Genomic DNA, 24,799 nt, shown 5'->3' on the forward strand with positions numbered 1-24,799 from the left:
GAACCGGGTGGTTACGCAGGGCGAACTGCCTTGCCGATTACTCCGTTACTCCGCTACCCAATTACTCCCTGTATGCGCCTTCCCGTTCGTCGTTATCATTTGCCCGATGTGCGTCGCCGCCGCAGCTACCGGCGCTTTATCGTGCTGCTGAAGCGGCTGCGCTTCCACGGCGGGCAGGCCTCGGTGTACGATGTGGTGGACCGGCTGCTGCAGGAAATCAAGCTCGATGGCATTGCCAAGCGGGCCAGCTACATGGCCTTCAATTTCACCATTGCCATTTTCCCGACCATCATCTTCCTGTTCACCCTCATTCCCTACATTCCCGTCCCCAATCTCAACCTCGACATTCTGCAGTTCCTCGCCGACCTGATTCCGCGGGAAATGTACGTGGCCGTTTCCGGGACTATTGAGGATATCGTGAACATTCCGCACGGCGGGCTGCTTTCCTTTGGTTTCGCTACGGCGCTGGTGCTCAGCTCCAACGGCATTATGGCCCTGCTCGATGCCTTCGAGAAGAAATACCCCTCGTTCAAGAAGCGCACCTACGTCCGTAAGCGCGTTATTGCTACCCTCCTGACGGTGGTGCTGTCCTCGGTACTGCTGTTCTCGGTGGCCGGCATCTTCTTCGGAACCTATATTATTGACGCGCTGGTGTACCACGAAATTGTGCCCGAGCACCTGACGAATCAGCTGATTGCCCTACTGCGCTACGGCTCGGTGGTGGGGCTGTTCCTGCTCACTACCTGCCTGGTGTACTACTACGTGCCCCCGGTGCACGATAAATGGCCGTTTCTTTCGGCCGGCTCAGTGGTGGCCACGCTGCTTATTTTCCTGGTATCGTTTCTGTTCATTCTTTACGTCAAAATTTTCGACAGCTACAACCACTTTTACGGCTCCATTGGTACGCTGGTGGGCTTTATGGTGTGGCTTGATTTTGTGTGTATGACCCTGATTCTGGGATTTGAAGTAAACGTGAGCATTGATGCCGTAACGGGCCGGCTTAAGCGCCCACTCCCGATGGCGACGGCCCGGTCAAAATAATTTGTGGTTGAAAATGAGCTGGTAAGAAGGAGCTTCCTAAAAAAAGTGGAAGGCATTATTGCGTATTGCGCATTCCTTGATACTTTTGCCATCCCAAACCGCTCAGTTGGAACCTTATAGAGAGGTGGCAGAGTGGTCGAATGCGACGGATTCGAAATCCGTTATACCCGCAAGGGTATCGGGGGTTCGAATCCCCCCCTCTCTGCATTGGTTTTTTCAGTCCGTGAAAAAGCCTTTTTTCTTGCTTGCTATATCCCGCACGGCGCGCTGGGCTTACCCCTACAGAGGAGTGGCAGAGTGGTCGATTGCGGCGGTCTTGAAAACCGTTGAGGGTTACACCTCCGGGGGTTCGAATCCCTCCTCCTCTGCAACGCACCCGCGGATACGGCAAGCATACCTCCAACAGAACAGCCTCCTGGCCCTTGGGTCAGGAGGCTGTTCTGTTGGAGGCGTGTGCGAAAAGGAAGGAGCAGAAGTATTTTACCCGCAGTACATTACTGCGCGCCAGGCAGTACCTTGCCGGCCCCGGCTCTTTAGCTGGTCCGGAGTTTGTTGACGCCTGCCGTATCTTTGTGGCCTCTATGTCTGAATTGCTTTTTGATGTTAATCTGCAGCAGCTGCCCGACGATTTTCTGACGGGCAACTGGCGGGTTGCCGACCGGGTGCTGAACCGTACGGACCCCGGCACTACCCTGGCGCAGGCCGAGCGCTTTCAGCTGGAGCCCGGGCGCTTGGAAATTCAGGCTCCCGGCGGGCCGGATGCCGGCCGCTGGCTGGTACAGCGCGACAATATCCTGAACCGGCCCTACCTGGAAATAGACACGGAGCAGCAGCAAACCCGGGCCCTGATTACCCGCCTGCGCCGCTCCCGCGACGGGAGCGTTAGTCAGCTTAGCCTTTATTTTCAGTCGGGGATGGAAATGCAGCTCACCCGCCCGTAGTCTTTCCTCCAGTTGCTAAACGTTTCGTTTTCAATGGCCACTTCTGCCTCCGCCACCCCGGTCCCCACTCCGGGAACTTCTGCCGACCGCTCCCTTCCTTTCGGGCCCGCTACCGCTACCGTGCTGCTTGGTATTGCCGATGCCACGGGCGCTCTGGTGTTTGCGAGCCCCCAGCTCGTGCAGTTTACGGGCTTGAACCTGGGGCAGCTAAGCGCTGAATGGGTGGAGCTGGTGCATGCCCAGGACCGGGACCGGACCGCTACCCAGTGGCAGCAGGCCCAGGCTAGCGGACAAACCTACCAGATTGAGTTTCGCCTGCGTCGCCACGATGGGCAGTACCGCTGGGTGCGCAGTACGGGCTACCCCCAACTCAACGGGCAAAACCAGGTGCAGCAGTGGATTATCAGCACCGTGGATATCGAGGAGCTGCGCGGCCCGGAAGCCGCTGACAGTAAGCCCTGGGCCGACTTCAGCTTCTTGGCCGAACTGATTCCGCAGCTGGTCTGGACCACCGACCCCACAGGCTACCACACCTACTTCAACCAGCGCTGGACCGATTACACCGGCTACACCTTGGCCGATAGCATCGGGGACGAGATGTGGAACAATCTGCTCCATCCTGATGACCGGCAACGGGCGCGGCAGGTGTGGGGCCACTCGCTGGCTACCGGCGAGTTCTACGAAATAGAATACCGCTTCAAGTCGCGGCAAGGCGACTACCGCTGGTTTCTGGGGCAGGCCCTGCCCGTGCGCAATGAGGCCGGCGAAATTGTGAAGTGGTTCGGCACCTGCACCGACATCCACGACCAGAAAATGCAGCAGCTGGCTCTGCGCAAGCGCGAGCAGGACTTCATGACGCTGGCCAACGCCATTCCGCAACTGGCCTGGATGGCCGACGAAACCGGCTCTTTGTTCTGGTACAACGACCGGTGGTTCCGCTTTACGGGTACTACCCACGAGCAGATGATGGGCTGGGGCTGGCAAAGCGTGCAACACCCCGACTATGTGGAGCAGGTAACCGCTGGCTGGAAGCAGGCCCTTCGCAATGGCGAAAAGTGGGAAGACACCTTCCCGCTGCGCCGCCACGACGGCGAGTTCCGGTGGTTCCTGAGCCGGGCCCTGCCCGTGCGCGACGAGGAAGGCCGCATCGTGCGCTGGTGCGGCACTAACACCGACATCACGGAGCAAAAGCAGCTGCAGGACCAGCTGGAGCGCGCTTACTCCGACCTCGAAGCCAAAGTCATGTTCCGCACCCTCGACCTGGAGCGGGAAGTGCAGGAACTGCGCCAGCGGCTGGGTGAGTAGGTGGTGACTGAGTTGTCATGGCGAGCAGCGCGAAGCCATCCTTCCTCTCTTTTGTGACCAGCCTGATAAACAGACAAGCCCTTGACGCTCGCGCAGTCGTCAAGGGTTTGTCACGTTTCAGGGGGTAGTACGCGGGTCAGGACGGATGGCTTCGCTCCGCTCGCCATGACACCTCACAACTTCACCATTTACTCCTCCGTGTCCTGGCCTTTTTTCAGCTCGGCATCTAGGAAATAGGCGCCGTGGCGGACGAGGCGGGTGGTGTCGGGGAGTTGGTCGAGGAGAGTGATGGCAACATCGCCGCTGTCGGTGGCGCCAGTTCGGACGCGGTAGCGGCGGTAGGTGGCAGGGCCGGTCTGGGCGAAAATGTAGTTGAACTCCCCGGCCTGGATAATGGCGTCTTCCGGGAGGGTACGCTGCCGGGCGCCGGCCGTCTGGATGTGAGCCGACACGTACTGGCCGGGGAGCACGTCGTCGCGCTCGGGCTCCAGATGGGCGTGCACGCTCACCGTACGGGCGTCGTCGTTGAAGGCCTTGCCCACCAGAAATACGCGGGCTCCCATGTCCTCATTCGAGCCACGGCTGGGAATTTTGAACAGAATGCGCTGGCCGTTTTTCACCCGCGCAATGTCTCGCTCAAACACCTTGAGCTCCAGGTGCAGGTCGGAACGGTCCACGATTTCCACCAGCACATCCTGCGGATTCACGAACTGACCGGGGTTAATGTTGACAGACTTCACGTAGCCCTTAATGGGCGACACCAGCGGCACGGTAGGCACTATTTCGCCCCGGTCGAGGCGGCTGAGTGAGATGCCCAGCATCCGGAGTTGGGCAGCCGTAGCGCGCACGGTAGCCTGCTCGGAGGCGTAGTCGCTCTGGGCCTGCTGGAGCTTGCGCTTAGCGCCCACATCCTCGGCGTCGAGGGTTTGCTGGCGCTGCAGCTCTTTCTGCAGAAACGTTACGCGGGCTTTGCTTTGCAGATAATCCTGCTGCAGCCGCAGGTAGTCGGGGTGGCGCAGCACGGCCACGGTGCCGCCCCGCGCTATTTGCTGCCCTGGCAGCACCGCCACCGACTGTACGTACCCGCCCATCACGGCCGATACCGACGCCCGGTTTTGGGGCGGCACGTCAATGCTGCCGTTGGCCTGTACATCGGTGGTCATGTTTTTCCAGACGAAAGAACCCGTTTCCAGCCCCGCTGCCCGGGCCTGGGCACTGCTCACATTGACTTCGTCGGGGTTGGGGGGAGGCGCAGGGGTAGTAGGCGCTGCAGTAGCCGCTTCGGGTGGAGCTGATTTATCGGTGCTGCAGGCGGTCAGTAAAGAAGCCAGCAGCAAAAGGTAGGTCGATTTCATAGAGAAGTTAAGGAGGGTTCGCGCCGGTGTCATGGGTAGCGCGAAAGGTTATGGCACGTCCGGGCCGGTCAGCGTCTGCAGGGACAGGGCCAGCTCGTTGTACTGGCGCACCTGCTCGAGGTAGGCCGTACGGATCTGCCAGGCGGGCTTCGTATTCACCACGTATTCCACGTAGTCGATGTCGCCGGCCCGGAAGCTTTTCTCGGCCGTATTCAGAATCAGGCGGGCCTGGGGCAAGGCGGTTTGCTCGTAGTAGGTGAGCGAGGCCCGCGCTCGGCCCAGCTGCTGACGCAGCCCGGCTAGTTGGCCGTTGAGCTGGGTAGTGGCATAGCGCAGCTGGGCTTCGGCCGCTTGCTCGCTTAGTTGCGCCGCCTGAATTCGGGCTTTTTGGATGCCGCCGAGCAGGGGCACCGCAATGCCGGCCTGGGCTACGTGGAAGCCGTTTTCCTTGTTGATGGTCTGGGTGAAGTAGCCCAAACGCAGGTCTGGCAGGCGGCGCAGCTGCTCTACTTTTGTCTGGCGTTTGCTCACGTCAATCTCCTGTTCCAGCAGGGCCAGCGTAGGGTTAGATGCCGCCGTAAGGGTAGTGGTATCAGTAGGAGAGAGGGGCGCCACGGCCGCTGCGGTTGTGTCGATGGCGGCGGGGCGACCCAGGTTCAGGAGCACCCCCAGCTGCTGCTGCTGCACCTGCCGGTTCGTCAGCACAATGGCCAGCTGGTTCTGCAGCTCCCGCATCCGGGCTTCGGCCGAAACCTGCTCCAGTCGGTTGGTTTCGCCGGTTTGGTAGCGAATGCGCGCCGCCCGGGCCGCCCGGCGGTACAGGCTGTCCTGCTGGCGCAGCAAAGCTGCGCGCCGGTAGCTCACCAGCAACTCATAATACGTGCTTCGGATGGCGTGTACCAGCTCCCGGCGCTGGCTGCGCACGCGCTGCTCAGCGGTCATAATCTGGCCTTCCAGCAAGCGCCGCTGCGCCCCGTACACGCCCGGCAGCGCCGACTGCTGCACGATGTTGAGGCTTTGGTCGCGCAAAGGCCCCGAAATCTGCCCTACCTGGTAATCCACCACCGTGCGGGGCAAGTCGTAGCCGGTGCGGGAGAGGGCCCGCTGGCGCTCCACTTCCAGGCGGCCGGTTTGCACCAGCAGGCTTTGGCCGAGGCCGGTTTGCAGGGCCTGCTGCAACGTCAGGGGCCCATCCGGTGCTGCTGGGCTTGCGGAGGTAGGAGGGGGTAGGGTACGCGGGGTTGTCTGGGCGTAAAGCCGGCCAGGCAGAAAAACGAGCAGCAGAAACAGAAGAAATGGGTGCTTCATATTCCAGAGAAAAGTGGTGCCACTCTGGTCCGACGCTGAAGGCGTCCGGCCGGTTGACGTTGCTGCAGCCTGCCGGGAGGGTTGGACGGGCTGCAGGGGGTAAGGAAATGGCCTTCGTTCTTTCGGCGCGAGTGGCACGGAAGTCAACCAGTCGGATGCCTTCGGCATGGGACCGGGGCAGATGGGCTTACAGCTCATGATTCTCGCGGGCATCGGCCAGGGCTTCCGGGGTTGACTCTACGGGGCTGGCCTCGCCATCTTTCGTGAAAAAAGTATAGAGCACGGGCAGCACCACCAGGGTGAGCAGGGTAGCCGAAATCAGGCCCCCGATAACCACCGTAGCCAGGGGCTTCTGCACTTCTGCGCCGCCGGAGTTGCTCAGGGCCATGGGCAGGAAGCCCAGGGAGGCCACCGCTGCCGTGAGCAGTACCGGCCGAAACCGCTCGGCGGTGGCCTTCAGCACCCGTTCCCGCACGGAACTCACGCCCACCAAGGCCAGCTCATTGATGCTGGCCACCAGCACGATGCCGTTCAGTACCGCTACCCCGAATAAGGCAATGAACCCTACCCCCGCCGAAATGCTGAACGGCATGCCGCGCATCCAGAGGGCCAGAATACCGCCAATGGCCGCCAGCGGAATGCCCGTGAAAATCAGCAGGGCCTGCTTGACAGAGTGAAAAGACAGGTAAAGCAGTACGAAAATCAGCAGGAGCGCCACCGGCACGGCCACCGCCAGGCGCGACTTAGCCTGCTGTAAGTTCTCGAACTGCCCGCCGTACTTGAGCGAGTAACCCTCCGGCAGCTTCAGCTTGGCGGTGAGTTGCCGCTGAATATCCTGCACCAGGCTTTCCACGTCGCGGTTGCGCACATTCACCCCGATGTTGATGCGGCGGCGGGCATCATCGCGGGAAACCTGGATGGGGGCGTTGCGGAAATCCACGGCAGCTACTTCTTCCAGGGGCACTTTCTCGCCGTTGGGCAAATCGACGTAGAGGGCGCGCAGATCCTGGATGCTGCGGCGGTTAAGGCTGTCGAGGCGCACCACCAGGTCGTAGCGCCGCTCGCCCTCGTACACCTGGCCGGCCACGTCGCCGGCGAAGGAAGCGCGCAATAGCGTGTTCAGGTCCGACACGCGCAGGCCGTACTGGGCCATTTTCGAGCGGTTGTAGGTCACGCGCAGCTGGGGTAGGGCCGCAATCTGCTCCACCTTCAGGTCGCCTACCCCTGCCAGCGGGCGAATAAGCGCCGCGGCTTCGTTGGCTTTGTCGAAGAGCAGGCCCAGGTCGTCGCCGTAAATCTTGATGCTGATGTCGGACTTCACCCCCGAAATCAGCTCGTTGAAGCGCATCTGAATGGGCTGCTGAAACTCCAGGCTCACGCCGGGCACGCCGGCCAGGGCCTCGCTCATCTTGCCCGCCAGCTCCTCGCGGGAGCCCGCCGAAGTCCACTCGGCCTGGGGTTTGAGCACCACAATCTGGTCGGAATCTTCCAGGCTCATCGGGTCAGTTGGAATTTCCGAAGTGCCAATTTTGCCCACTACCTGCTCCACCTCCGGAAACTTAGCCAGCAGAATGCGCTGCACCTGGGTGGTGGTGGCAATGCTCTGGGCCAGGGAGGAGCCCGGCGTAAGGGCTACGTTCACGGCAAAGTCGCCCTCGTCGAGCTGCGGAATAAACTCGCCGCCCATGCCGGCAAACACTACCCCCGCCAACACCAGCAAGCCCACGGCGGCGCCAGCTACCAGCCCGCGCAGGCGCAGTGCCCCGTGGATGATGGGGCGGTAGCCGCGGTAGAGAAACTTCATGATACGGTCGGCCAGGGTACCTTCCTCCTTGATGTCCTTGCGCAGGGCCCACGCCGAAACGGCCGGCACGTAGGTCAGGCACAGCAGCATGGCCCCGATAATGGCAAAGCTCACCGTCAGGGCCATGGGCCGGAACATCTTGCCCTCGATGCCGGTAAGGGCCAGAATGGGCAGGTACACGATGAGGATAATGAGCTGCCCGAACAGAGCCGAGCGCATCATGCGGGTAGCGGCGGTTTCGGCCACCTGGTCCATGGTTTCGTGCGCGGCCCGTTGGCGGAAGTGCACCAGGTGGAAAATCATGGCTTCCACGATAATCACGGCTCCGTCCACAATCAGCCCAAAGTCCAGGGCGCCCAGGCTCATCAGGTTGGCCGATACACCGAAGAGGCTCATCAAACCCAGCGCAAACAGCATGCACAGCGGAATCATGGAGGCTACCACCAGCCCGGCGCGCCAGTTGCCCAGCAGCACCAGCAGCACCACCATCACAATCACGCCGCCCTCAATCAGGTTCTTGGCCACGGTGTGAATGGCCGTGTCCACCAGCTTGGTTCGGTCGAGGAAGGGACGCACGTAGAGGCCCTCGGGCAGTTGGCGGTTGATTTCCTCTACCCGGGCCTTCACGCCCTTAATCGTCTGCTCCGACGAAGCCCCTTTCAGCATGAGCACAATGCCGCCCACCGTTTCGCCCTTACCGTCAAAGGTCATGGCTCCGTAGCGCACCGAGTGGCCAAAGCGCACGTCGGCTACGTCGCGCACCAGCAGGGGCACGTTGCCCGCCTGCTTGATAACCATGCTGCCCACGTCCTGCAGGGAGGTAGCGCGGCCCTCGCCGCGGATGAAATAGGCGTTGCGGCCGCGCTCCAGGTAGGAGCCGCCGGTGTTGGCATTGCCGGCTTCCAGGGCGGCAAACAGCTCGCTCATGGTTACGCCGCTGGCGTTCAGCCGCTCGGGGTTCACGCTCACCTCGTACTGGCGCACGTAGCCCCCGAAGCTGCTCACCTCCACTACCCCCGGCACGCCGGCCAACTGCCGCTTCACTATCCAGTCCTGCACGTCGCGGAGTCGGGCCAGGGAGAACTTCTTCTCGAAGCCAGGCTTGATGCCGAGGCTGTATTGGTAGATTTCGCCGAGGCCGGTGGTGATGGGCGCCATTTCGGGGCGACCCAGGTCCGCACCCAGGTCGGCTTCGGCGGTGCGCAGCTTTTCGGCTACCAGCTGCCGGGTTTGCAGGGTGCTGATGTCGTCCTCGAACACCACGGTAATCACCGACAGCCCGAAGCGGGAGGTGGAGCGGATTTCCGTGACGCCCGGAATGGTGCGCAAGCTCAGCTCCAGCGGAACCGTGAGCAGCTGCTCTACCTCTTGGGCGGCCAGCGCGGGGCTTTGGGTGATAACCTGAACCTGGTTATTGGTAACGTCGGGAATGGCGTCGAGGGGCAGGTGAGCAGCCGAGTAGCCGCCCCAGCCGACCAGCGCCAGCAGCAGCAGCACCACAAACAGCTTGTTGTGGATGCTGGCCCGGATAATGCGGGAAAGCATAAAGGGAAAGGTTGCAGCCTCCGCGGGGGGTAGGGGCCGTTTGTCATTCCGAACGAAGCGAGGAATCTGGGTTGGCCTCTTGTGAGTAACTCAGATTCCGCTCGTTGGTCGGAATGACAAATGGTGTCTCTACCCCGATATACCGGAGGCGAAGTCAGCAGGAAAAAGGAGGGGTTGCGCCAGGCAACGGGGGTAGCAACCGGGCACACTGCGCCCGGGGGCTTGGGGGCGCTACGCTCGGGGCGGCTGCAGCAGCGACTGGCTGACGCTGAACGTGTACAGCGGCCCGGCCATCATGTGGTAGTCGGGGGTGGGCCAGCTTTGCAGAGGTGGGGGCGGCAGCATGCGGCCCGTGGGCAGCACGAAGCTCACCATCACGCAGTCGTGGTGATGCTGCTCCAGGGGGAGCTTGTGGTGGTCCTGCTCGTCGCGCTGGGAGTAGGGGTGGCGGCGGTGGTCGGCGCCGTGGGGACCGTAGTGCAGCACCAGAAACGCCAAGGGCGAGAGGGTTCCGCCGGCCAGGGCCCGGTGGTAGCGGTAGTGTCGCGCCAGCTCCGGCAGCTTCCGCAGCTCCGACACGTCGCCCTGCGGCACGAGGCTGCTCACGAGCATCAGGATTCCCAGCAAGAAGGCCACCACGGGTTTCATCACGGCAAAGGTAACTTCTCCGGCAGGGACTTGTTCAGGAAAACGTGCAGCCAAGGCAAATTTGGAATCAGTATGATTTCAGGCCCACCGAAAAATAATAGGCTGCAGCCGGTTTGAAAACGCCGAGGGGGTAGGATAACTGCTACGTCGGCATCTTGGCGGGGCCTGATGTGCGTAGTACCCATGTACCTACAACCATGGCCGGCGGGGCCGCGTAAAGGCAGGGCCTGCGGTTGAGTTATTTTGCCTGGCCCGGCCTTGTTGCTTATGCTGAAATGGATACTGAGCGCGGCAGTTCTGCTAGGACTGACTGCGCAGCCGGCGGCGGCCTACTCCGTGCTTACTCACCAGGCCAACGTGGACTCCAGCTGGACGCGTTGCCTGCTCCCGCTGCTGCAGCGCCGCTACCCCGGCGCTACGGAGGAGCAACTGAATGAGGCGAAAAGCTTTGCCTACGGCGGCTCTATCCTGCAGGACATGGGCTACTACCCCTTCGGCTCGGAGCTGTTCACGAATCTGACGCACTACGTGCGCTCCGGCGACTTCGTGCGCAGCCTGCTGGATGAAGCCCACGGCAGCAACGAATACGCCTTTGCCCTGGGGGCCCTGGCCCACTACGCCGCCGACATCCACGGTCACCCCGAGGGCACCAACCGCGCCATGCCCAGCGTGTATCCGGAGCTAAAAGCCCAGTTTGGCGACGTTATTACCTACGAGGAAGCCCCCATTCAGCACACTCAGCTGGAGTTTGCCTTCGATGTGGTGCAGGTGGCCGCCGGCCGCTACCGCACCGCCGACTACCAGCGCTACATTGGGTTTCAGGTGAGCAAGCCGGTGCTGGAGCGGGCCTTTCTGAAAACCTACGGGCTGGAGCTGGGCCAAGTGGTCTTCAATGTGGACCTGGCCATCAGCTCGTTCCGGTTTGCCGTGCGCAGCCTGATTCCCATTGCCAGCCGCGCCGCCTGGCAGTCCCAGAGAAAGGAAATTCGGCAACTGAGCCCCCAGGCCCGCCGCCGCGAGTACGTGTACAAGGAAAGTGAGCGGGAGTACCGCCGCCGCTACGGCACCGACTACGAACACCCCGGCACCGGAGCCCGCGTGCTGTCGTACTTCGTGCGAGTGCTGCCCAAAATCGGGCCCCTGCGGCCATTTGCGTTCAAGCTGCCTACCCCCGAAGCCCAGGAGCTATTCAAGGCCAGCTTCCGGGACGTGCAGCAAAAGTATTGTGGCCTGCTGGAGCAGGAACCCCAGGACACGGCGGCCGTGGCCCCGCGCCTGCCTAATGCCGACTTCGATACGGGCAAGCCCACCCGGCTGGGCGAGTATGCTCTGACCGACGAAACCTACGGAGAATGGCTCCGCAAGTTGGCCGACAAAAAATTTGACCACCTAACCGCTCCGCAGCAGCAGCACCTGCTAACCTTTTTCAGCCAGCAAACCCGCGAACCAAAGGATGAGGATGAAAAAGGAAAGCGTCGGGAAACTATGGCGGCCTTGGAGCAGCTTCGGGCCGCGCCGGTAAAGTAGCTTCTCTACCGGCAGCGTTTCGGCGGGGCTAATCGGGCTGAACAAAGCGTTTGGCCGGTGGCGCACTAGTTAGCGCAGGCGGGCAGGACGATAGGCGCGGTAGTTGGGCCGGTGCACGTGGTGCTGTCCTTTCAGTTTGGCCCGCACTGCTGGCAACAAACCGCGCCCCCGCAGCGCGGCGGCCGAGGACTGAGTGGGTAGGCAGAAGGAGAGAGCAAGGAAAATCAGAAGCAGACGAAAGCCGGAAGCGAGCATAGCAGGAAACAACAGAGGGCACTGATGAAACAAAGCTAGTCTGACGATTCCCGGAGTTGGAATTTCTTCGGCCGGCCCCGGACTATTCCGTCTGAATAGGGTTTTTTCGCAGGCGAATTATTTCCCGATACTGGAAAGCCGGGTAAAAGCACGCATGCCCTTCCCAACATCAGGCAAGGAAGAGCACCCTAATGGTTGGAGGGAGTATGGGCTAGGCTGGTTGACCTAGCAGCCACTGCATAGCTAGGCCTTCCTGGATAAAGGTCCGCAGTCGGTAGGGTTGCGTCGGGCTTTCGGCGGCCATAGTAGTGGCCTGCATGTCGGAGTCGGTACGCAGCAGGGCTTCCCGGGTGGGAGCTAGTAGGTAGGCAATATGCAGGGTAGCGGGAGCAGCATCCTGGGCGGCGGCTGGTAGCAGCTCCCGTACCACCCAGCCGGAGGAAGTGGCGTCTAACTCCGTCCGACGTCGTACATCAACCAGCCAATGGGTTGCGCTGTGGGCCAAGCTGTGCTGCCGCACCTGTTGAAAACCGGCTTGCAACTCAGCCAGAGTAACTGAGCGCAGCCAACGAGCAGTTAATACACCAATATCCGTCCGGTAGCTAAGGTTTAGAAAATCAGCCGTAGGTGTCAGCAGTGCAGAGTTCATAGCAGGAGGAAAGTAGGCCTTCGGATAGGCACACTAACCAGTAATCAGGGCTGAACGGTTCCTTCCTGAACCAGGCCACTGCTTAGGCGGCGCAGTATAATTTCGGCCTGCTTGGCCTGGTAGCGGATATCCAGCAGGCGCACTTCGGCGTCGAGCTGGGTGCGCTGGGCCTCGCGCAGGGCCAGGGGCGTGAGCAAACCGAGGCGGTAGCGTTCCAGGGCAATGGCCACGTTTTCGCGGGCCAGCAGAATGTTGGCTTCCTCCAGCTCCAGCAGCTGCAGGCGGTTCTGGTACTGGGCCCAGGCCTGTTCGGCCTCCGCATCAAGCTGCAGCTGAGCTTGGTCGAGCTGCAGGCGGCTTTGCTCCTCCACAATACGGGCGTTCTGCTCGAGGCGGTTGCGGTTAAACCCATCGAAGATGGGCACCGAGGCCACTACCCCGTAGTTGAGGCCGTACGTGCGGCCGGTGTTGGTTACCAGCTGAGTCCCGAAGAAGGCGGCGCCGTTGATGTTGCGGTTCAGGCCGTAGCCCGTGGTAAGGCCAATCTGCGGAAAGCGCGAAGCCCGCACCAGGCGCCGGTCGTAGGTAGCCACCTCGGTATTGAGGCGGGCCTGCTGCAGGCGCGGGTTGTTCTGGCGCACGGCCTGCAGCACCACGTCCCGGTTCAGGTTTGGGCTGACCACAATGGAGTCTGCCGGCTGAAAATCGAGGTTAGGGTTGCGGCCCAGCAGGTTGTTGAGGTTGATTTTGGCGGTTTTCAGGGCCTCTTGCTGCTGAATCAGGGCCGAGCGGTCGGCGTTGTAGTCCACGCGGGCCGTCAGCACCTCTACCTTGGCACTCACGCCCACGTCCACGCGGGCCTGGGTCAGGTCGATGCGGGCCTGGCCGATTTTCAGCGCTTCTTCAATCGAGTTAATCTTGCCCGACTCGCGCACTACCACAAAGTAGGCATCGGTAATAGCAGCCACGGTTTCTTCCAGGGTAGCGCGCGTGAGCTGGCGTTGGCTTTGCTCCAGGGCCTGCAGCCGGTCGTAGGCAATGAACATCCCGAAGCCATCAAAAATGGTCCAGGTGGCGGCCACGTTGCCGTTCAGCAGGTTGGATTTGGCGTTGTTGGCAATGCTGGGCTCGGGCCGGCTCGAGGACTCCTGCCGCACGTTGTTGCGGTTGAACGTGCGGGTGAAGTTGCCGTTTACGGTGGGCAGCTGGCCGGCATTGCCACGCGTGACGTTGTTTTCGGCAATGCGCACGTCCTGGCGGGAAAGCCGGATGTTGTAGTTATTCTCGATTCCCGTCCGGATGGCGTCGGCCAGGGTCAGGAAGGGCGCCGGGGCCACCGTTTCGGGCTTTTCCGTCTGGGGTTTGCTTTGGGGCTGCGTGGTAGGCTGGCGCGAGGGTAGCACCGGCTGCTGAGCCAGCAGGGGTAGGGGAGCGGCGAGCAGGAAAGCAGCAAGAACAGAACGACTCATGAAGGAAATCAGCTGCTGAAAACAGGGCGGTTGAATGACAAAAGAATACGGCACAGTTAGGCAGCCACGGCCTTCTGCTCGGCCTCGGGCTGTTTGTGCTTTTTGGCCGTCGCGAAGTAGGAGTACATCACAGGCACTACGTACAGAGTAAGCGCCGTGGCAAAAAACAGGCCCCCCACTACCCCAATGCCCATGGCCCGGCGGCTCAGGGCACCGGCACCGGTAGCTACCGCAATGGGCAAGATACCCAGGATGGCGCACAGCGACGTCATCAGGATGGGGCGGAAACGGGCCGTAGCGCCTTCAATCAGGCCGGTCATGTAGTCCTTGCCGTTCTCTACCTGCTGGTTGGCAAATTCTACAATCAGAATACCGTTTTTGGTCACCAGGCCCACCAGCATAATAATGCCAATCTGGGAGAACAGGTTGAGCGTCTGGTTGAAGTACCACAGGCTGAGCAACGCGCCCGACAACGCCAGTGGCACCGTCACCATAATAATAATCGGGTCGCGGAAGCTCTCGAACTGGGCGGCCAGCACCAGATAAATCAGCACCAGGGCCAGGCCAAAAGCAAACACCAGCGAAGAGGAGCTTTCCTGGAAGTCGCGGGAAGCGCCGGCGAGTTCAGTGGAGAAGGTTTCGTCGAGGTTTTTATCGGCAACGGCCTGCATAGCGGCAATACCATCGCCGAGGGTGCGGCCCGGGGCCAGAGAGGCCGAGAAGGTAGCCGAATTGTAGCGGTTGAAGCGGTAGAGCTGAGGCGGGGTGCTGCTTTCTTCCAGCCGAATCACGTTGTCAAGCTGAATCAACTCCCCGTTCGCATTTTTCACCGACAGCAGACGAACATCCAGGGGCTGGCTGCGATCCTCGCGCGCTACCTGCCCGATAATCTGGTACTGCTTGCCTTCCCGGATAAAGTAGCCGTAGCGCTGTCCGCTCAGGCCCGACTGCAGCGTTTGCGAGATGCTCTGCACCGATACGCCCAGGCTCTGGGCTTTCTCCCGATCAATATTCACCCGCAGCTCGGGCTTGTTGAATTTCAGATTTACGTCCACAAACTGAAAGGTAGGGTCCTGGCGGGCGGCATCTAGGAACTTGGGCACCGCAGCGCGGAGCTTGTCGAAATCCTGGGTCTGGATAACGAACTGCACGGGTAGGCCGCCCCCGCCCCCGCCAATACTCTGGTCCTGCGATACGGAGGTGCGGGCGGCGGTCAGTTTTTTCACGCCGGCGCTGAGCTTGTCGGAAAGCTGCTGCTGGGTTTGTTTGCGGTCATCGGCATCGAGCAGGAGTACGCGGGCTGTGCCGGAGTTGGAGCCGCCGCCAAAACCGGGCGAGGTCACGGCAAACACGCTGCTCAGGTTTTGCTCGCCGGTAGTATCCATCGCCAGCTTGGTGAGCTGGGCCATGTAGGCGTCCATAAACTCGAAAGAAGCACCCTCCGGACCAGTGGCATTGATGTTCACCCGGCTTCGGTCTTCAATAGGAGCCAGCTCCGAGGGAAGGGTTTTCATGAAAAACCAGATGCTCACGCCCGTGCCCACTACCATCAGCCAGGCCATCCAGCGGTTGCGCAGAAAGCTTTCCAGGCTGCTCTGATAGCCGCCAATCATCTTTTCGAAGAAAGGCTCGGTTTTGCGGTAAAACCAGTTGTGCGTTTCCTGGCGCTTGAGCAGCACCGAGCACATCATCGGCGTCAGGGTAAGGGATACAAAGGCCGAAATCAGGACGGACCCGGCCACCACAATACCGAATTCCCGGAACAGGCGGCCAGTAATACCCGTCAGGAACACTACGGGCAGGAACACGGCCGCCAGTACAATGGTGGTACTGACAACAGCCATCAGAATCTCCTCAGAACCTTTGATAGCGGCCGTTTTAGGGTCTTCGCCTTCCTCAATGCGGGAGTAGATATTCTCCAGTACCACAATGGCGTCGTCCACTACCAGACCAATAGCCAATACCACGGCCAGCAGCGTGAGCACATTGATGGAGAAATTCATCAGGTACATCACGAAGAAGATACCTACCAGTGATACCGGAATGGCTACCACCGGGATAATGGTGGAGCGCCAGTCGCGCAGAAAGAGGAAAATGATAATCACTACCAGCACGAAAGCCTCAATAATGGTGTGCTCTACCTCATTAATGGACTTGCGGATAAACACCGAGTTATCAAAGCCAGGCTTTAGTACCAGGTCCTTGGGGAGGTCTTTGCCGTAGAGGGCAATGCGCTGGTTGAACTCGTCGGCAATGTCAATCTGGTTGGAGCCGGGCTGCGGAATAACAGCCAGGCCTACCATAGGTACCCCGTTCACCTTGAAAATGGTTTGGTCGTTTTCGGGGTAGAGCTCGGCGTAACCGATGTCGGAAAGGCGCACCAGGGAAGATTCATCCTGGCGGATAATCAGGTTGTTGAAGTCCTCAACCGATGACAGGCGGCCCATGGTACGCAGGGTCAGCTGGGTAGCTTCGCCCTGCACCGAGCCACTGGGTAGCTCCACATTTTCGCGGGTGAGAGCCTGTTGCACATCCACAGGGCTCACGCCCAGGGCTGAGAGCTTCACGGGGTCCAGCCACAGGCGCATGGAATACTTGCGCTCCCCGTACACCCGTACTTCCGAAACGCCCGGAATCGTCTGGAGGCGCTCTTTCAGGGTGTTGTTGGCGTAGTCGGTCAGTTCCAGCAGGTTGCGCTGGCTGGAGCTGAGGTAAGTCATCACAATGGGTTGGGAGTCGGCGTTGGCCTTGCTCACCACGGGTGGGTCGATGTCGCGGGGTAGGCGGCCCTGGGCCCCCGATACTTTGTCGCGCACGTCGTTGGCAGCCGTTTCCAGGTCGGCGTCGAGGTCAAACTCTACCGTAATCTGGGTGCGGCCGTCGCGGGAGTTGGAGGTCAGGTTCTTGATGCCCTGAATACCGTTGAGGGCTTCTTCCAAGGGTTCGGTCACCTGGCCCTGCATTACGTCGGCGGAGGCACCGGTGTAGGAGGCCGACACGGTAATGATGGGTGGGTCAACGCTCGGGTATTCTCGCACGCTGAGGTAGCGAAACCCAATCACCCCGAAAATCACGATGACCAGGCTCATCACAATGGCGAGCACCGGCCGGTTTATACTAGTGGAGGAAAGACTCATGACCTCGTTAATTAAGAATTAAGAATGAATAATTAAGAATTGAGTGGTTAGGATTTAGCTGATTTAAGAATAGCAGTTAAGATTTTTCGTAGTTCCTCGCAGTCTCCCAGCAGAGACTCAGCCAGATTATATTCCAGGTAGCCGGTATCGCGCAACAGCCTGAGCCAATAATGCGTTTCGCGGGCCTCTTTATAAGCAATGCTACATTTAGCAACGAAATCCCGCCGGGATTGTCCTCCTATAGCTTCTTCCACATTTGCACCAACGGAGGTACCGCTCCGGCGAATCTGATCGGCCAACTGATACGCGTGCTTCTCCGTGACGAGGAATTGGCTGAGTCGTACAATACGCACAGCAAATGCATAGCTCTTCTGAAGGATAATATTATCTTCTTTCATTAGCCACCTCGCAATTCTTAATTCTTAATTGCTAATTCTTAATTACTACCGCGTCACCGGGTTTAACCTGCAGAATGCCTGTGCGGATTACTGAGTCGCCAACGGCTATGCCTTCGGTAATTTGAATCAGGCGGGCGGAGCGCACGCCAATCTTCACCTTCTTCGGGACCATTTTGCCGCCTTGCACCGTGTACACGCTGTAGCCGGCGGCTTCGGGAATTACGGCCTCGGTGGGTACCTGCAGGGCTTCTGAGGTTTGGCCCAGCTGCAGGTTTACTTTCACGAAGGCGCCGGGGCGCAGCTCATTGTTGCTGTTGGCGTAGCGGGCGCGCACGGTTTGGGTGCGGCTCACGGGGTCAATCTGCGGATCTAGAGCATATACCTTGGCTTCATACTTCTTATTCGAAGCCTCGTCGGTGATGGTAATCGGGTCGCCGGTGCGCACTAAATTCGAGAAGCGACTGGGCACGGTAAAGTTGATTTTCACTGGCTTCACCCGCGAGAGAGTCGTTATTTCAGCTCCCGGACTCACGTAAGTGCCCACCGTGATGGTGCTTAGCCCCAGCACGCCATCAAAAGGTGCCCTGATGTAGGCTTTGGTCAGAGATGCACGCAGGGCCTGCAAATCGGCCTGGGCCGTGAGCAGCTGGTTGTTGGCCTGCTCGTATTCCTGGGCGCTGATGTATTCCTTATCGAGCAGGGTGCGCTGGCGCCGCTCCTGGTCGCGGAAAAGCTTGATGTTGTATTCCTGCTTGCGCAGCTGAGCCTGAATTTCGTCGGCGTTAATAGTCAGCAGCAACTGCCCTTTGCGCACCGGCTGCCCCTCCCGGATGTTGAGGCTGGTAATCTTCCCTGAAATTTCGCTTTTCAGCACCACCGATTCCTCGGCCAGAATAGAGCCGGTAGCAGCTACTTCGTCGGCCAGGTTGGTGGCTTTTACTACGTACACCTGCACGGGTAGCTTCTGGCCGCCGGCTCCGCCTTTGCCGCCAGCCCCTCCGGGGGCTCCCTTGCCACCACCGCCACCAGCGGCCCCTTTGCCGCCACCGCCTTTGCCTTCGGCTCCTTGAGAAGGGAAGTATTTTATCTTGATAAAGGCCAAAGCGCCTACCACGGCCAGGGCCACCAGCATCCAGATGATGCGCCGACCCGCGCCGCCGGAGCGGTTATCGGTTACTTCTTGTTCAGTTTCTTGCTGCGTTTGCATGTAGCTACTACGAGTGTGATGCCCTACCCAACGCGGCGTGCGGCTGTGGGTGCAACCGTCACAACGCTAACCGCCAGGATTAAGTTGGATGGGAGGAGGGGAGTCGGATAACGGGGGTAAGACACAAAAAATAGGTGCGGGTTGCTTAACTGCCGCCGCTGTGGGAGTAGTAGAGTACTATTGCTCTTTTCTGCAGTGTGCCCTTGGCAGCTTGTGCCGCCCAGTGATTTATTTGCCGTAAACCAGAGGAAACCAGAAGAACCCAGCCGCAACATTCACCGCCTTCCATGTCCTTACCCCGCAACCCCACCGAAAAGCAGCGAAATTTTTTCCAGGAAGTACACGAAGTTGTACGCCTCGTGCCCACTGGCCGCGTCACTACCTACGGGGCAATTGCCCACTACCTGGGGGCCCGGCACGGAGCCCGCATGGTGGGCTGGGCCATGATGGCCGCCCATACCGCCGACGCCTACGTGCCGGCCCACCGGGTAGTAAACCGCAACGGACTACTCACGGGCCGCCAGCACTTTGCCTCGCCCACGGCCATGCAGGAAGCCCTGGAAGCGGAAGGCATTCGGGTAGAGCAGGACGAGGTAGTTGAGTTCAGGCGCCTGTTCTGGGACCCCGCCGCAGAACTGGAATAAAAAGCCCTGTTCCCCGGTGGCTACACCTGGAAACAGGGAAAAAGCTGCCTCAGTGGCAACCCAAGAGGCAAGCTGCTAGAACGTAGTAGTCAGCAAAAATCGGGAGCTATCGGAGTTAGGGCGGTTATCAATGACGCTGTGAATGGCCCCGCGCACTTCCTCCGGGCTGGCGTTTTTGAGCAGGTAGCCGTGCGCACCTTCGGCCCGTAGCGAGTCAATCAGCTCCGGCTCATCGTGCATGGAAATAATAATGGAGCGCACCTGCGGGTACTGGGCCCGCAGCAGGCGCACCGTCTGCAGACCATCGAGCACCGGCATCTGCAGGTCCATGAGGATTACATCGGGGATGACGCCCTGGTCCAGCCGTTCCAGAAGTTCCTGACCGTCGCCGGCTTCAAACAGCACTTCCATGCCGGGAAAGCCGCTGATGAGTGCCCGCAACCCCTTACGAAACAGGATATGATCATCAACTACGGCTAGGCGAATGGTGGTAGAACTCATAGGACGGAAGAGGGAGCAGGTAGAATTGTAGAAAGGTACGGAACGGGTAAGGAAATCCAAACGCGGGTTCCTTCGCCCGGCGCCGATTCGTGGCGCAGCGTTCCGCGTAGTACGCCAACTCGGCTGCGTAAGTTGGTTAATCCCAGGCCGGTACGGGTTCCGGGCGCCGGGGGCTGATCGGGTAGGGTAGGGTCAAAGCCCACGCCGTCATCGGAATACTGCAAGGAAAGTTGGTCAGTCCCGAATTCCACGACAATATGGATGTGGGCCGCGTAGGCGTGGCGCAGGCCGTTCCCCAGCAGCTCCTGCACCACCCGGTACACAATCAGCTCGTACTTAGGATCGAGGCGGCGCGGCTCGCCTCGCTGCTCTACTTCAACCCGGGTAGGGCCATCAGCCGGGACCGTACGGGCCAGGGCCTCCAGGGCAAAGGGCAGCCCGAACTTCTGGAGAGCGGCGGGCAGCAGATTGCGGGAAATGCGGCGCACCTCGTTAATGGCCTGATCCAGCAGCGAGGAAGCCTCCTGGGTTAACTCCGGCTGATCCAGGGTATTGAGGTGGAGCTTGACAATGGCCAGGGTGGTACCCACCCCATCGTGCAGGTCGCCGGCAATGCGGCGGCGCTCTTCTTCCTGCGCCAGCAGAGCGGCTTCCAGGGCCTGTTGCTGGGCGGCTTCGTGCAGTTCCTGCATCTCTAGTTGCTGCTGAATCAGCCGCCGCTGGTAGCGCACCACAAAGCCCACAATGCCCAGCGCCAGCAGCAGCAGGATGGGCGTTACGAGAACTAAAGGGATAAGCGCGTCGGGCATGGAAAAGATAGAAACCGGCTTTGCCTGACCAAGATACGGGGTTTTACCTGACTAGGTGGGGTGGGAGCACCCGGTAGTGTGGCGGCTCCGTGGGCGGCCGCCAGCCAATACGAAACCTGAGCCAGCGGGGCAACGCCTGGCGTGGAGATATACTGAGCGCAAAACACAGATACATGCGCGTCAGCAAGCCCATATAAATGAAATTTATGAAAGGGAAGTAAGCAAATAAATCATCGTCATTGGAAGGGAATAAGGCTACCGTAATGTATAAAAGAGTGCTGCTGCTAGTATAGAAAAGTACAGCAATGGAAAACCAAAAAGTAGCTTTGCTTTGCAGCGGAGAGGATATGTTTTCGCTGATTTTATATAATGAAAATAAAGAAAGAGCTAACAAAATAATATTGCCAAAGGTATTGGAATATAGATTTATATCCTTGGTAATTCCGCCTAGAAAAAGTGCATCCAGTAAGAATACTAAGCTAAAGACGCCCCCTAATACATAAAAATACAGCTTCTTAAACAGCTGCAGTTGTTGAAAAGCCAAAAGGTAAAAAGTAAATTCAAAGAGTGAGTAATAGTGGAAAATGAATAAATTATTTCGAGCTACTTTTTCGCCAATCATGCCCAAAACCCATGTAGCCGCTATAGCCAGAATAAACGAGTAAGTCAGGCGGAATGCTTTGGGCATACTGCCTATCCGGTTAAGCCCTACGGCCAGCGGAAGTATAAAAAACAGCTCGCTGATCAGGATTAGCTGAAACATCTGAGTATCAGATAAACGGCTTACTACCCCTGCCGAGGATAGTAAGCCGTCAGACGCTAGGATTAGTTGCCAGCAAGCTCACCCGTGCTACAGTGGTCGGGGCAGCGGTGGCCCCAATTGCCTACCAGGCCGTCCTCGCCGGTTAGCTGCCCGTTGTTATCCTTCACTTTCAAGATGTCGTTGCCGTCGCTATCTACACCTACCACAATTATATGGCGCTCCTTATTGGCATCGACTGCCTGATAGAAGCGCAGCCCCACGCAACGTGGCTGCTCCATAAACTTCTGAAGAAAGTCGTTGTCGAAGTAAGTCGCGTACAGCACTTTCTTTACGGTACCATCATCTGCTAACTGCGGATGCTCTTTGCGGTAGGTTTTGGTCCAGTCGGCGGCCTCTTGGATGTTGGGGAAGAACTTGCCGGCTTCGGCAGTGAAGGGAGTGCTCATGCGACAATAGAAAGTAAGAAGAGAAGGCAAGCAAGAATCTCCTGAGAAGTGATGCTTTGCATGGTAGCAGAGGCTGGGCCGTAAGCTACAAAGGCCGAGGTAGAGTTCAGGGCTTCGTCAAATAAAAAGCATAGAACAAGCTGCCGCTCAGCACGCAGAGCATTATGCTATTCACCGAATAAAGGAGGGCAGTGCCAGCCGCGTCATTCGTTGCTATAAAGTGGTTGCTGAGGCTGTACACCATAATAGTGCCGGCCAAATAAAGCACTATGCCCATGCAGGCGACCACCAGCGGCCGGGCCAGCATAGGTACGGAGGAGGCAGGAGCTTGATGCAGCTCCTGCTCAAAGTAGAGCAGGCCCAGCAGGATACCCAGGAAACCCTCCAAAGACAAGGTATAGCTATTGAGCCGCGTGAAGCCTTCCAGCACCCAGGAATCCAGGCAGGCAAAAGCTAGAAACGCGACTAAGGTAGGCGCAAACCAGTAGCGCGGCAGCCGCCTGAGAGCGGCACGGAAAGCGAACAGGTACAGTATCGTTTCGCCTACACTGGCGCAGTGGGCAAGGATAATGTTGTTATGCCACACGCGCGCAGCTACTCGCATCAGTAAGTACACTACCAGCATGTAAGCTGCCAGGTATGCCAGTATGCGCAGAGACGAAGACAGAGAGCCCCAGCGGCGCCCAGCCATAAGCAACGGAAATACCAGGCTCCAGTACGCCACCGGCTCCGACCAGTCCGCGAGTTGAATTACCCAAGGCGAAACAGCCATGAGTAGTCGTTAACTGTTCAGTATATTCTGCATGCTACAGGCAGGTGGGCATGCTTTACCAGGGCCGATGATAGTGTCGTCGGTGGCGGCGGTGGTAGCCAAGGCGCTGCTCTCGGTCAGCAGGCTGGTGGCCTGCGGCAAAGATGCGGTAGGAAGCATGTCGTTATCCTGCGCATCGGTCCCGACGAGCACCAGTCGCCGCTGGTTTTCAGCATCGCGGCCGTAATAGGCCCGCACGCCCGTGCAACCAGGCTGCGCTAAAATGGCCTCCAGCGTAGCCCGGGAAAAGCAATGGCCCTTAACGCCATCTGTGTGTTGTTCGCGGTAGCGGCGGGTCCAGTCGCTGGCCTGATCAAGGCTGAAGGGCTCCTGAGAAAAATCGTTAGGTGTGGGCATTAGGGAGAAGCAGCAGGAATAGGGAGCAAATTGTAGCGTTCAAATATACCGTATTAGGTATGCAGTGCAAATGACAGCTTGCCTGCCCGTTACCTGGCTTATTGTCCTGCTTCGTCTTCTTCCTCCAGATTTTCGAACACCTGATCAATGGCCGACTCAGCGGAGCGCAGCTTTTGCTTGCAGAGGCGGATCAGCTCGGCGGAGCGCTGCACCCGGGTAGTGAGGTCATCCACATCTACGGCGTCGGTTTCCAGGGCGCGCAGAATGGTTTCCAGTTCTTCGATGGCTTGACGGTAGGTAAGGTTTTGGGGCGACATGGCGGAAAGTACTAAGAAAGAAGAAGGGGGAGCTGCCCCCCTATGCGGGCCGGTACTACCCCGTCGGGGAGGCGCAAAAGCACCTGCTGCCCCGCCCGCAACGGGCCCGTGAAGGGCTGGCCTTTGGGCGTCAGGAGCCGGATAGTGCCGCCGGTGGGTTGCGCGTTGAGCTGGGCCAGGCGCAGCTCGGCGCGGTGCAGCAGGCGGGTAGCGGCCAGCTGCAGCTGGTGCTGCCGGCGCAGCAGCTGCTCGCAGCGGCGGCGGTGCAGGCGGCGGAAGTGCCGGGCCAGCATACGGCCCCGCTGGCGCAGGCCCTGCTCGTGGTGTCGCAGGCTCGTGCGGGCCGCCCGGTGCAGCTGATGGCGGCGGCGGACTAACTGAAGCTCCTGCTGCCGCAGCTGGGCGCGGGGGGTAGCGGCGGCCTGCCGGATGCGCTGGTGCAGGGCATCGCGCTGGTCCTGGAGCTGGTTCTGGGCTGCCAGGTGGGCGTGGCGCAGCAGGCGGTTAAGGCGGGTGCCTTCGGCCTGCACGCGTTCCTGGGCCAGCTCCCGAATGCGCAGGCCGTAACCTTCCAGCGCCGCTTCCAGGCGGGCCAGGCGCTCAATGAGGAAGGCGGCTACTGCTGTCGGCGTTTTCAGGGCCGTATGGGCGGTCAGGTCCACCACGGCCTCGTCCCGCTCGTGGCCAATGCCGGTGAGTACGGGCAGCGGGAAAGCGCCAATAGCGGCGGCCAAACCAAAATCGTCGAAGGCCAGCAAATCAGTTTTGGAGCCCCCGCCCCGGATAATGACCACGGCATCATACTCGTCGCGGCGGCGGCGGATGGCATCCAGAGCCGCCCGGATGCTGGCCGGCGAATCGTCGCCCTGCATGAGAGCGGGAAAAAGCGTGAGGGAGAAATCGTAGGGCGCTTCCTGCAGCTGCTGCACAAAGTCCTGCCAGCCCGCCGCCGTCGGCGACGAAATAACGGCCACCCGCTGCACCCCAATGGGCAAAGTCAGGCGCTTCTGCCGCTCCAGCAAGTCCTGATCTTGCAGCTTCCGCAGGGTTTCCAGGCGCAGCCGGGCCAGGTCGCCGACGGTGTAGGTGGGGTCAAGGGCCAATACATCGAGGCTGAGGCCGAACTGCTCGTGAAACTTCACCTGCACCCGCAGCATCACCTTCAGGCCAATGCGCAGCGTCAGGCCGGTTTGCTCCTCAAACACAGCGCTCAACTGCTGGTAGCGCTGGCTCCAGATGGTAGCGCGGGCCTGGGCTTTCAGCTGGGCCCCGCGGGCGGTGGTATGTTGGTCGGTGAGGGTGAGGTAGCAATGCGCCCCATCGAAGCGCGGCAGGGTGAGGTCAGCAATTTCGGCCACTACCCAGTAGGAGTCCACGAACCGCTCGCTCAGCGTTTGGCGCACCCGGGCCAGCAGCTCGCTCAGCGGCAGGGCCGCGGGCGGCAACGACGACGGTGATTGGGCCGAAGAAAGCCCCGGCTCGGGGCGGCGGTTATACAGGGGCATCAGAGGCGCAAGTTACGCAGCGGGAAGTGGTGAAATGGTGAGCTGGTGAAATGGTGA

At 59.9% G+C, this 24,799-nt stretch carries 23 protein-coding genes and 2 tRNA genes; 7 read left to right on the forward strand and 18 right to left on the reverse strand.

Features of this window, described 5'->3' with window-relative positions; translation table 11 throughout:
• The first annotated feature begins 72 nt into the window (after positions 1-72).
• The 5 genes from GGU46_RS06640 (at position 73) to GGU46_RS06660 (ending at position 3,287) form a co-directional block, all read left to right on the forward strand.
• Positions 73-1,041, forward strand: coding sequence for a YihY/virulence factor BrkB family protein (locus GGU46_RS06640; protein WP_183402778.1), 969 nt, complete (start codon positions 73-75; stop codon positions 1,039-1,041).
• Positions 1,042-1,159: 118 nt separating this feature from the next.
• Positions 1,160-1,246, forward strand: a tRNA-Ser gene (locus GGU46_RS06645).
• Positions 1,247-1,324: 78 nt separating this feature from the next.
• A tRNA-Ser gene (locus GGU46_RS06650) sits at positions 1,325-1,409 on the forward strand.
• A gap of 213 nt (positions 1,410-1,622) precedes the next feature.
• Complete coding sequence (locus tag GGU46_RS06655) at positions 1,623-1,982, forward strand: hypothetical protein (protein WP_183402779.1); 360 nt, start codon at positions 1,623-1,625, stop codon at positions 1,980-1,982.
• 33 nt (positions 1,983-2,015) lie between these two features.
• Positions 2,016-3,287 (forward strand): PAS domain-containing protein, encoded by a 1,272-nt coding sequence (locus GGU46_RS06660; protein ID WP_183402780.1) that lies wholly within the window; start codon positions 2,016-2,018, stop codon positions 3,285-3,287.
• Positions 3,288-3,475: 188 nt separating this feature from the next.
• Here GGU46_RS06660 and GGU46_RS06665 read toward each other — a convergent pair whose 3' ends face one another.
• The 4 genes from GGU46_RS06665 to GGU46_RS06680 form a co-directional block, all read right to left on the reverse strand.
• Positions 3,476-4,642 (reverse strand): efflux RND transporter periplasmic adaptor subunit, encoded by a 1,167-nt coding sequence (locus tag GGU46_RS06665; protein ID WP_183402781.1) that lies wholly within the window; start codon positions 4,640-4,642, stop codon positions 3,476-3,478.
• A 48-nt stretch (positions 4,643-4,690) separates the two neighbouring features.
• Entirely contained in the window at positions 4,691-5,950 is a 1,260-nt protein-coding gene (locus GGU46_RS06670; RefSeq protein ID WP_183402782.1) for a TolC family protein, read from the reverse strand.
• A 187-nt stretch (positions 5,951-6,137) separates the two neighbouring features.
• A complete protein-coding gene (locus GGU46_RS06675; RefSeq protein WP_183402783.1) occupies positions 6,138-9,299 on the reverse strand; it encodes an efflux RND transporter permease subunit in 3,162 nt (1,053 codons plus the stop codon).
• A 231-nt stretch (positions 9,300-9,530) separates the two neighbouring features.
• Complete coding sequence (locus GGU46_RS06680; protein WP_183402784.1) at positions 9,531-9,947, reverse strand: hypothetical protein; 417 nt, start codon at positions 9,945-9,947, stop codon at positions 9,531-9,533.
• A gap of 267 nt (positions 9,948-10,214) precedes the next feature.
• On the opposite strand from GGU46_RS06680, the gene GGU46_RS06685 reads away from it, so the two are divergent.
• The gene (locus GGU46_RS06685; RefSeq protein ID WP_183402785.1) at positions 10,215-11,474 is read left to right on the forward strand and encodes a zinc dependent phospholipase C family protein; all 1,260 of its coding nucleotides are present in this window, start codon (positions 10,215-10,217) and stop codon (positions 11,472-11,474) included.
• 69 nt (positions 11,475-11,543) lie between these two features.
• Here the strand turns inward: GGU46_RS06685 and GGU46_RS06690 are convergent, their stop codons facing one another.
• From GGU46_RS06690 to GGU46_RS06715, 6 genes are all read right to left on the reverse strand, one after another.
• On the reverse strand, positions 11,544-11,729 hold the full coding sequence (locus GGU46_RS06690) for a hypothetical protein (protein WP_183402786.1): 186 nt from the start codon (positions 11,727-11,729) through the stop codon (positions 11,544-11,546).
• A 211-nt stretch (positions 11,730-11,940) separates the two neighbouring features.
• The gene (locus GGU46_RS06695; RefSeq protein WP_183402787.1) at positions 11,941-12,378 is read right to left on the reverse strand and encodes a hypothetical protein; all 438 of its coding nucleotides are present in this window, start codon (positions 12,376-12,378) and stop codon (positions 11,941-11,943) included.
• A 44-nt stretch (positions 12,379-12,422) separates the two neighbouring features.
• The gene (locus GGU46_RS06700; protein ID WP_183402788.1) at positions 12,423-13,847 is read right to left on the reverse strand and encodes a TolC family protein; all 1,425 of its coding nucleotides are present in this window, start codon (positions 13,845-13,847) and stop codon (positions 12,423-12,425) included.
• A 56-nt stretch (positions 13,848-13,903) separates the two neighbouring features.
• Positions 13,904-16,984 (reverse strand): efflux RND transporter permease subunit, encoded by a 3,081-nt coding sequence (locus GGU46_RS06705; protein WP_183402789.1) that lies wholly within the window; start codon positions 16,982-16,984, stop codon positions 13,904-13,906.
• Positions 16,985-17,031: 47 nt separating this feature from the next.
• Complete coding sequence (locus tag GGU46_RS06710; RefSeq protein WP_183402790.1) at positions 17,032-17,382, reverse strand: four helix bundle protein; 351 nt, start codon at positions 17,380-17,382, stop codon at positions 17,032-17,034.
• A 31-nt stretch (positions 17,383-17,413) separates the two neighbouring features.
• Positions 17,414-18,589, reverse strand: a complete 1,176-nt coding sequence (locus GGU46_RS06715; RefSeq protein ID WP_183402791.1) for an efflux RND transporter periplasmic adaptor subunit — start codon at positions 18,587-18,589, stop codon at positions 17,414-17,416.
• A 287-nt stretch (positions 18,590-18,876) separates the two neighbouring features.
• On the opposite strand from GGU46_RS06715, the gene GGU46_RS06720 reads away from it, so the two are divergent.
• Complete coding sequence (locus GGU46_RS06720; protein ID WP_183402792.1) at positions 18,877-19,233, forward strand: MGMT family protein; 357 nt, start codon at positions 18,877-18,879, stop codon at positions 19,231-19,233.
• A 75-nt stretch (positions 19,234-19,308) separates the two neighbouring features.
• On the opposite strand, the gene GGU46_RS06725 is transcribed toward GGU46_RS06720, so the two are convergent.
• From GGU46_RS06725 to xseA, 8 genes are all read right to left on the reverse strand, one after another.
• Complete coding sequence (locus tag GGU46_RS06725) at positions 19,309-19,734, reverse strand: response regulator (protein ID WP_183402793.1); 426 nt, start codon at positions 19,732-19,734, stop codon at positions 19,309-19,311.
• Positions 19,731-20,543, reverse strand: coding sequence for a sensor histidine kinase (locus tag GGU46_RS06730; RefSeq protein WP_183402794.1), 813 nt, complete (start codon positions 20,541-20,543; stop codon positions 19,731-19,733). The genes GGU46_RS06725 and GGU46_RS06730 overlap by 4 nt, the downstream gene beginning before the upstream one ends.
• Before the next feature lie 43 nt (positions 20,544-20,586).
• Complete coding sequence (locus tag GGU46_RS06735) at positions 20,587-21,306, reverse strand: hypothetical protein (protein ID WP_183402795.1); 720 nt, start codon at positions 21,304-21,306, stop codon at positions 20,587-20,589.
• Positions 21,307-21,368: 62 nt separating this feature from the next.
• Complete coding sequence (locus tag GGU46_RS06740; RefSeq protein WP_183402796.1) at positions 21,369-21,752, reverse strand: hypothetical protein; 384 nt, start codon at positions 21,750-21,752, stop codon at positions 21,369-21,371.
• A gap of 106 nt (positions 21,753-21,858) precedes the next feature.
• Complete coding sequence (locus tag GGU46_RS06745; RefSeq protein WP_183402797.1) at positions 21,859-22,524, reverse strand: hypothetical protein; 666 nt, start codon at positions 22,522-22,524, stop codon at positions 21,859-21,861.
• Between the two features lie 9 nt (positions 22,525-22,533).
• Positions 22,534-22,920, reverse strand: a complete 387-nt coding sequence (locus GGU46_RS06750; protein ID WP_183402798.1) for a hypothetical protein — start codon at positions 22,918-22,920, stop codon at positions 22,534-22,536.
• Positions 22,921-23,018: 98 nt separating this feature from the next.
• On the reverse strand, positions 23,019-23,237 hold the full coding sequence (gene xseB, locus GGU46_RS06755) for an exodeoxyribonuclease VII small subunit (protein WP_183402799.1): 219 nt from the start codon (positions 23,235-23,237) through the stop codon (positions 23,019-23,021).
• 11 nt (positions 23,238-23,248) lie between these two features.
• Complete coding sequence (xseA, locus tag GGU46_RS06760; protein WP_183402800.1) at positions 23,249-24,742, reverse strand: exodeoxyribonuclease VII large subunit; 1,494 nt, start codon at positions 24,740-24,742, stop codon at positions 23,249-23,251.
• Positions 24,743-24,799 lie beyond the last annotated feature (57 nt).

Source organism: Hymenobacter latericoloratus, from assembly GCF_014199535.1.
Lineage (GTDB): Bacteria > Bacteroidota > Bacteroidia > Cytophagales > Hymenobacteraceae > Hymenobacter > Hymenobacter latericoloratus.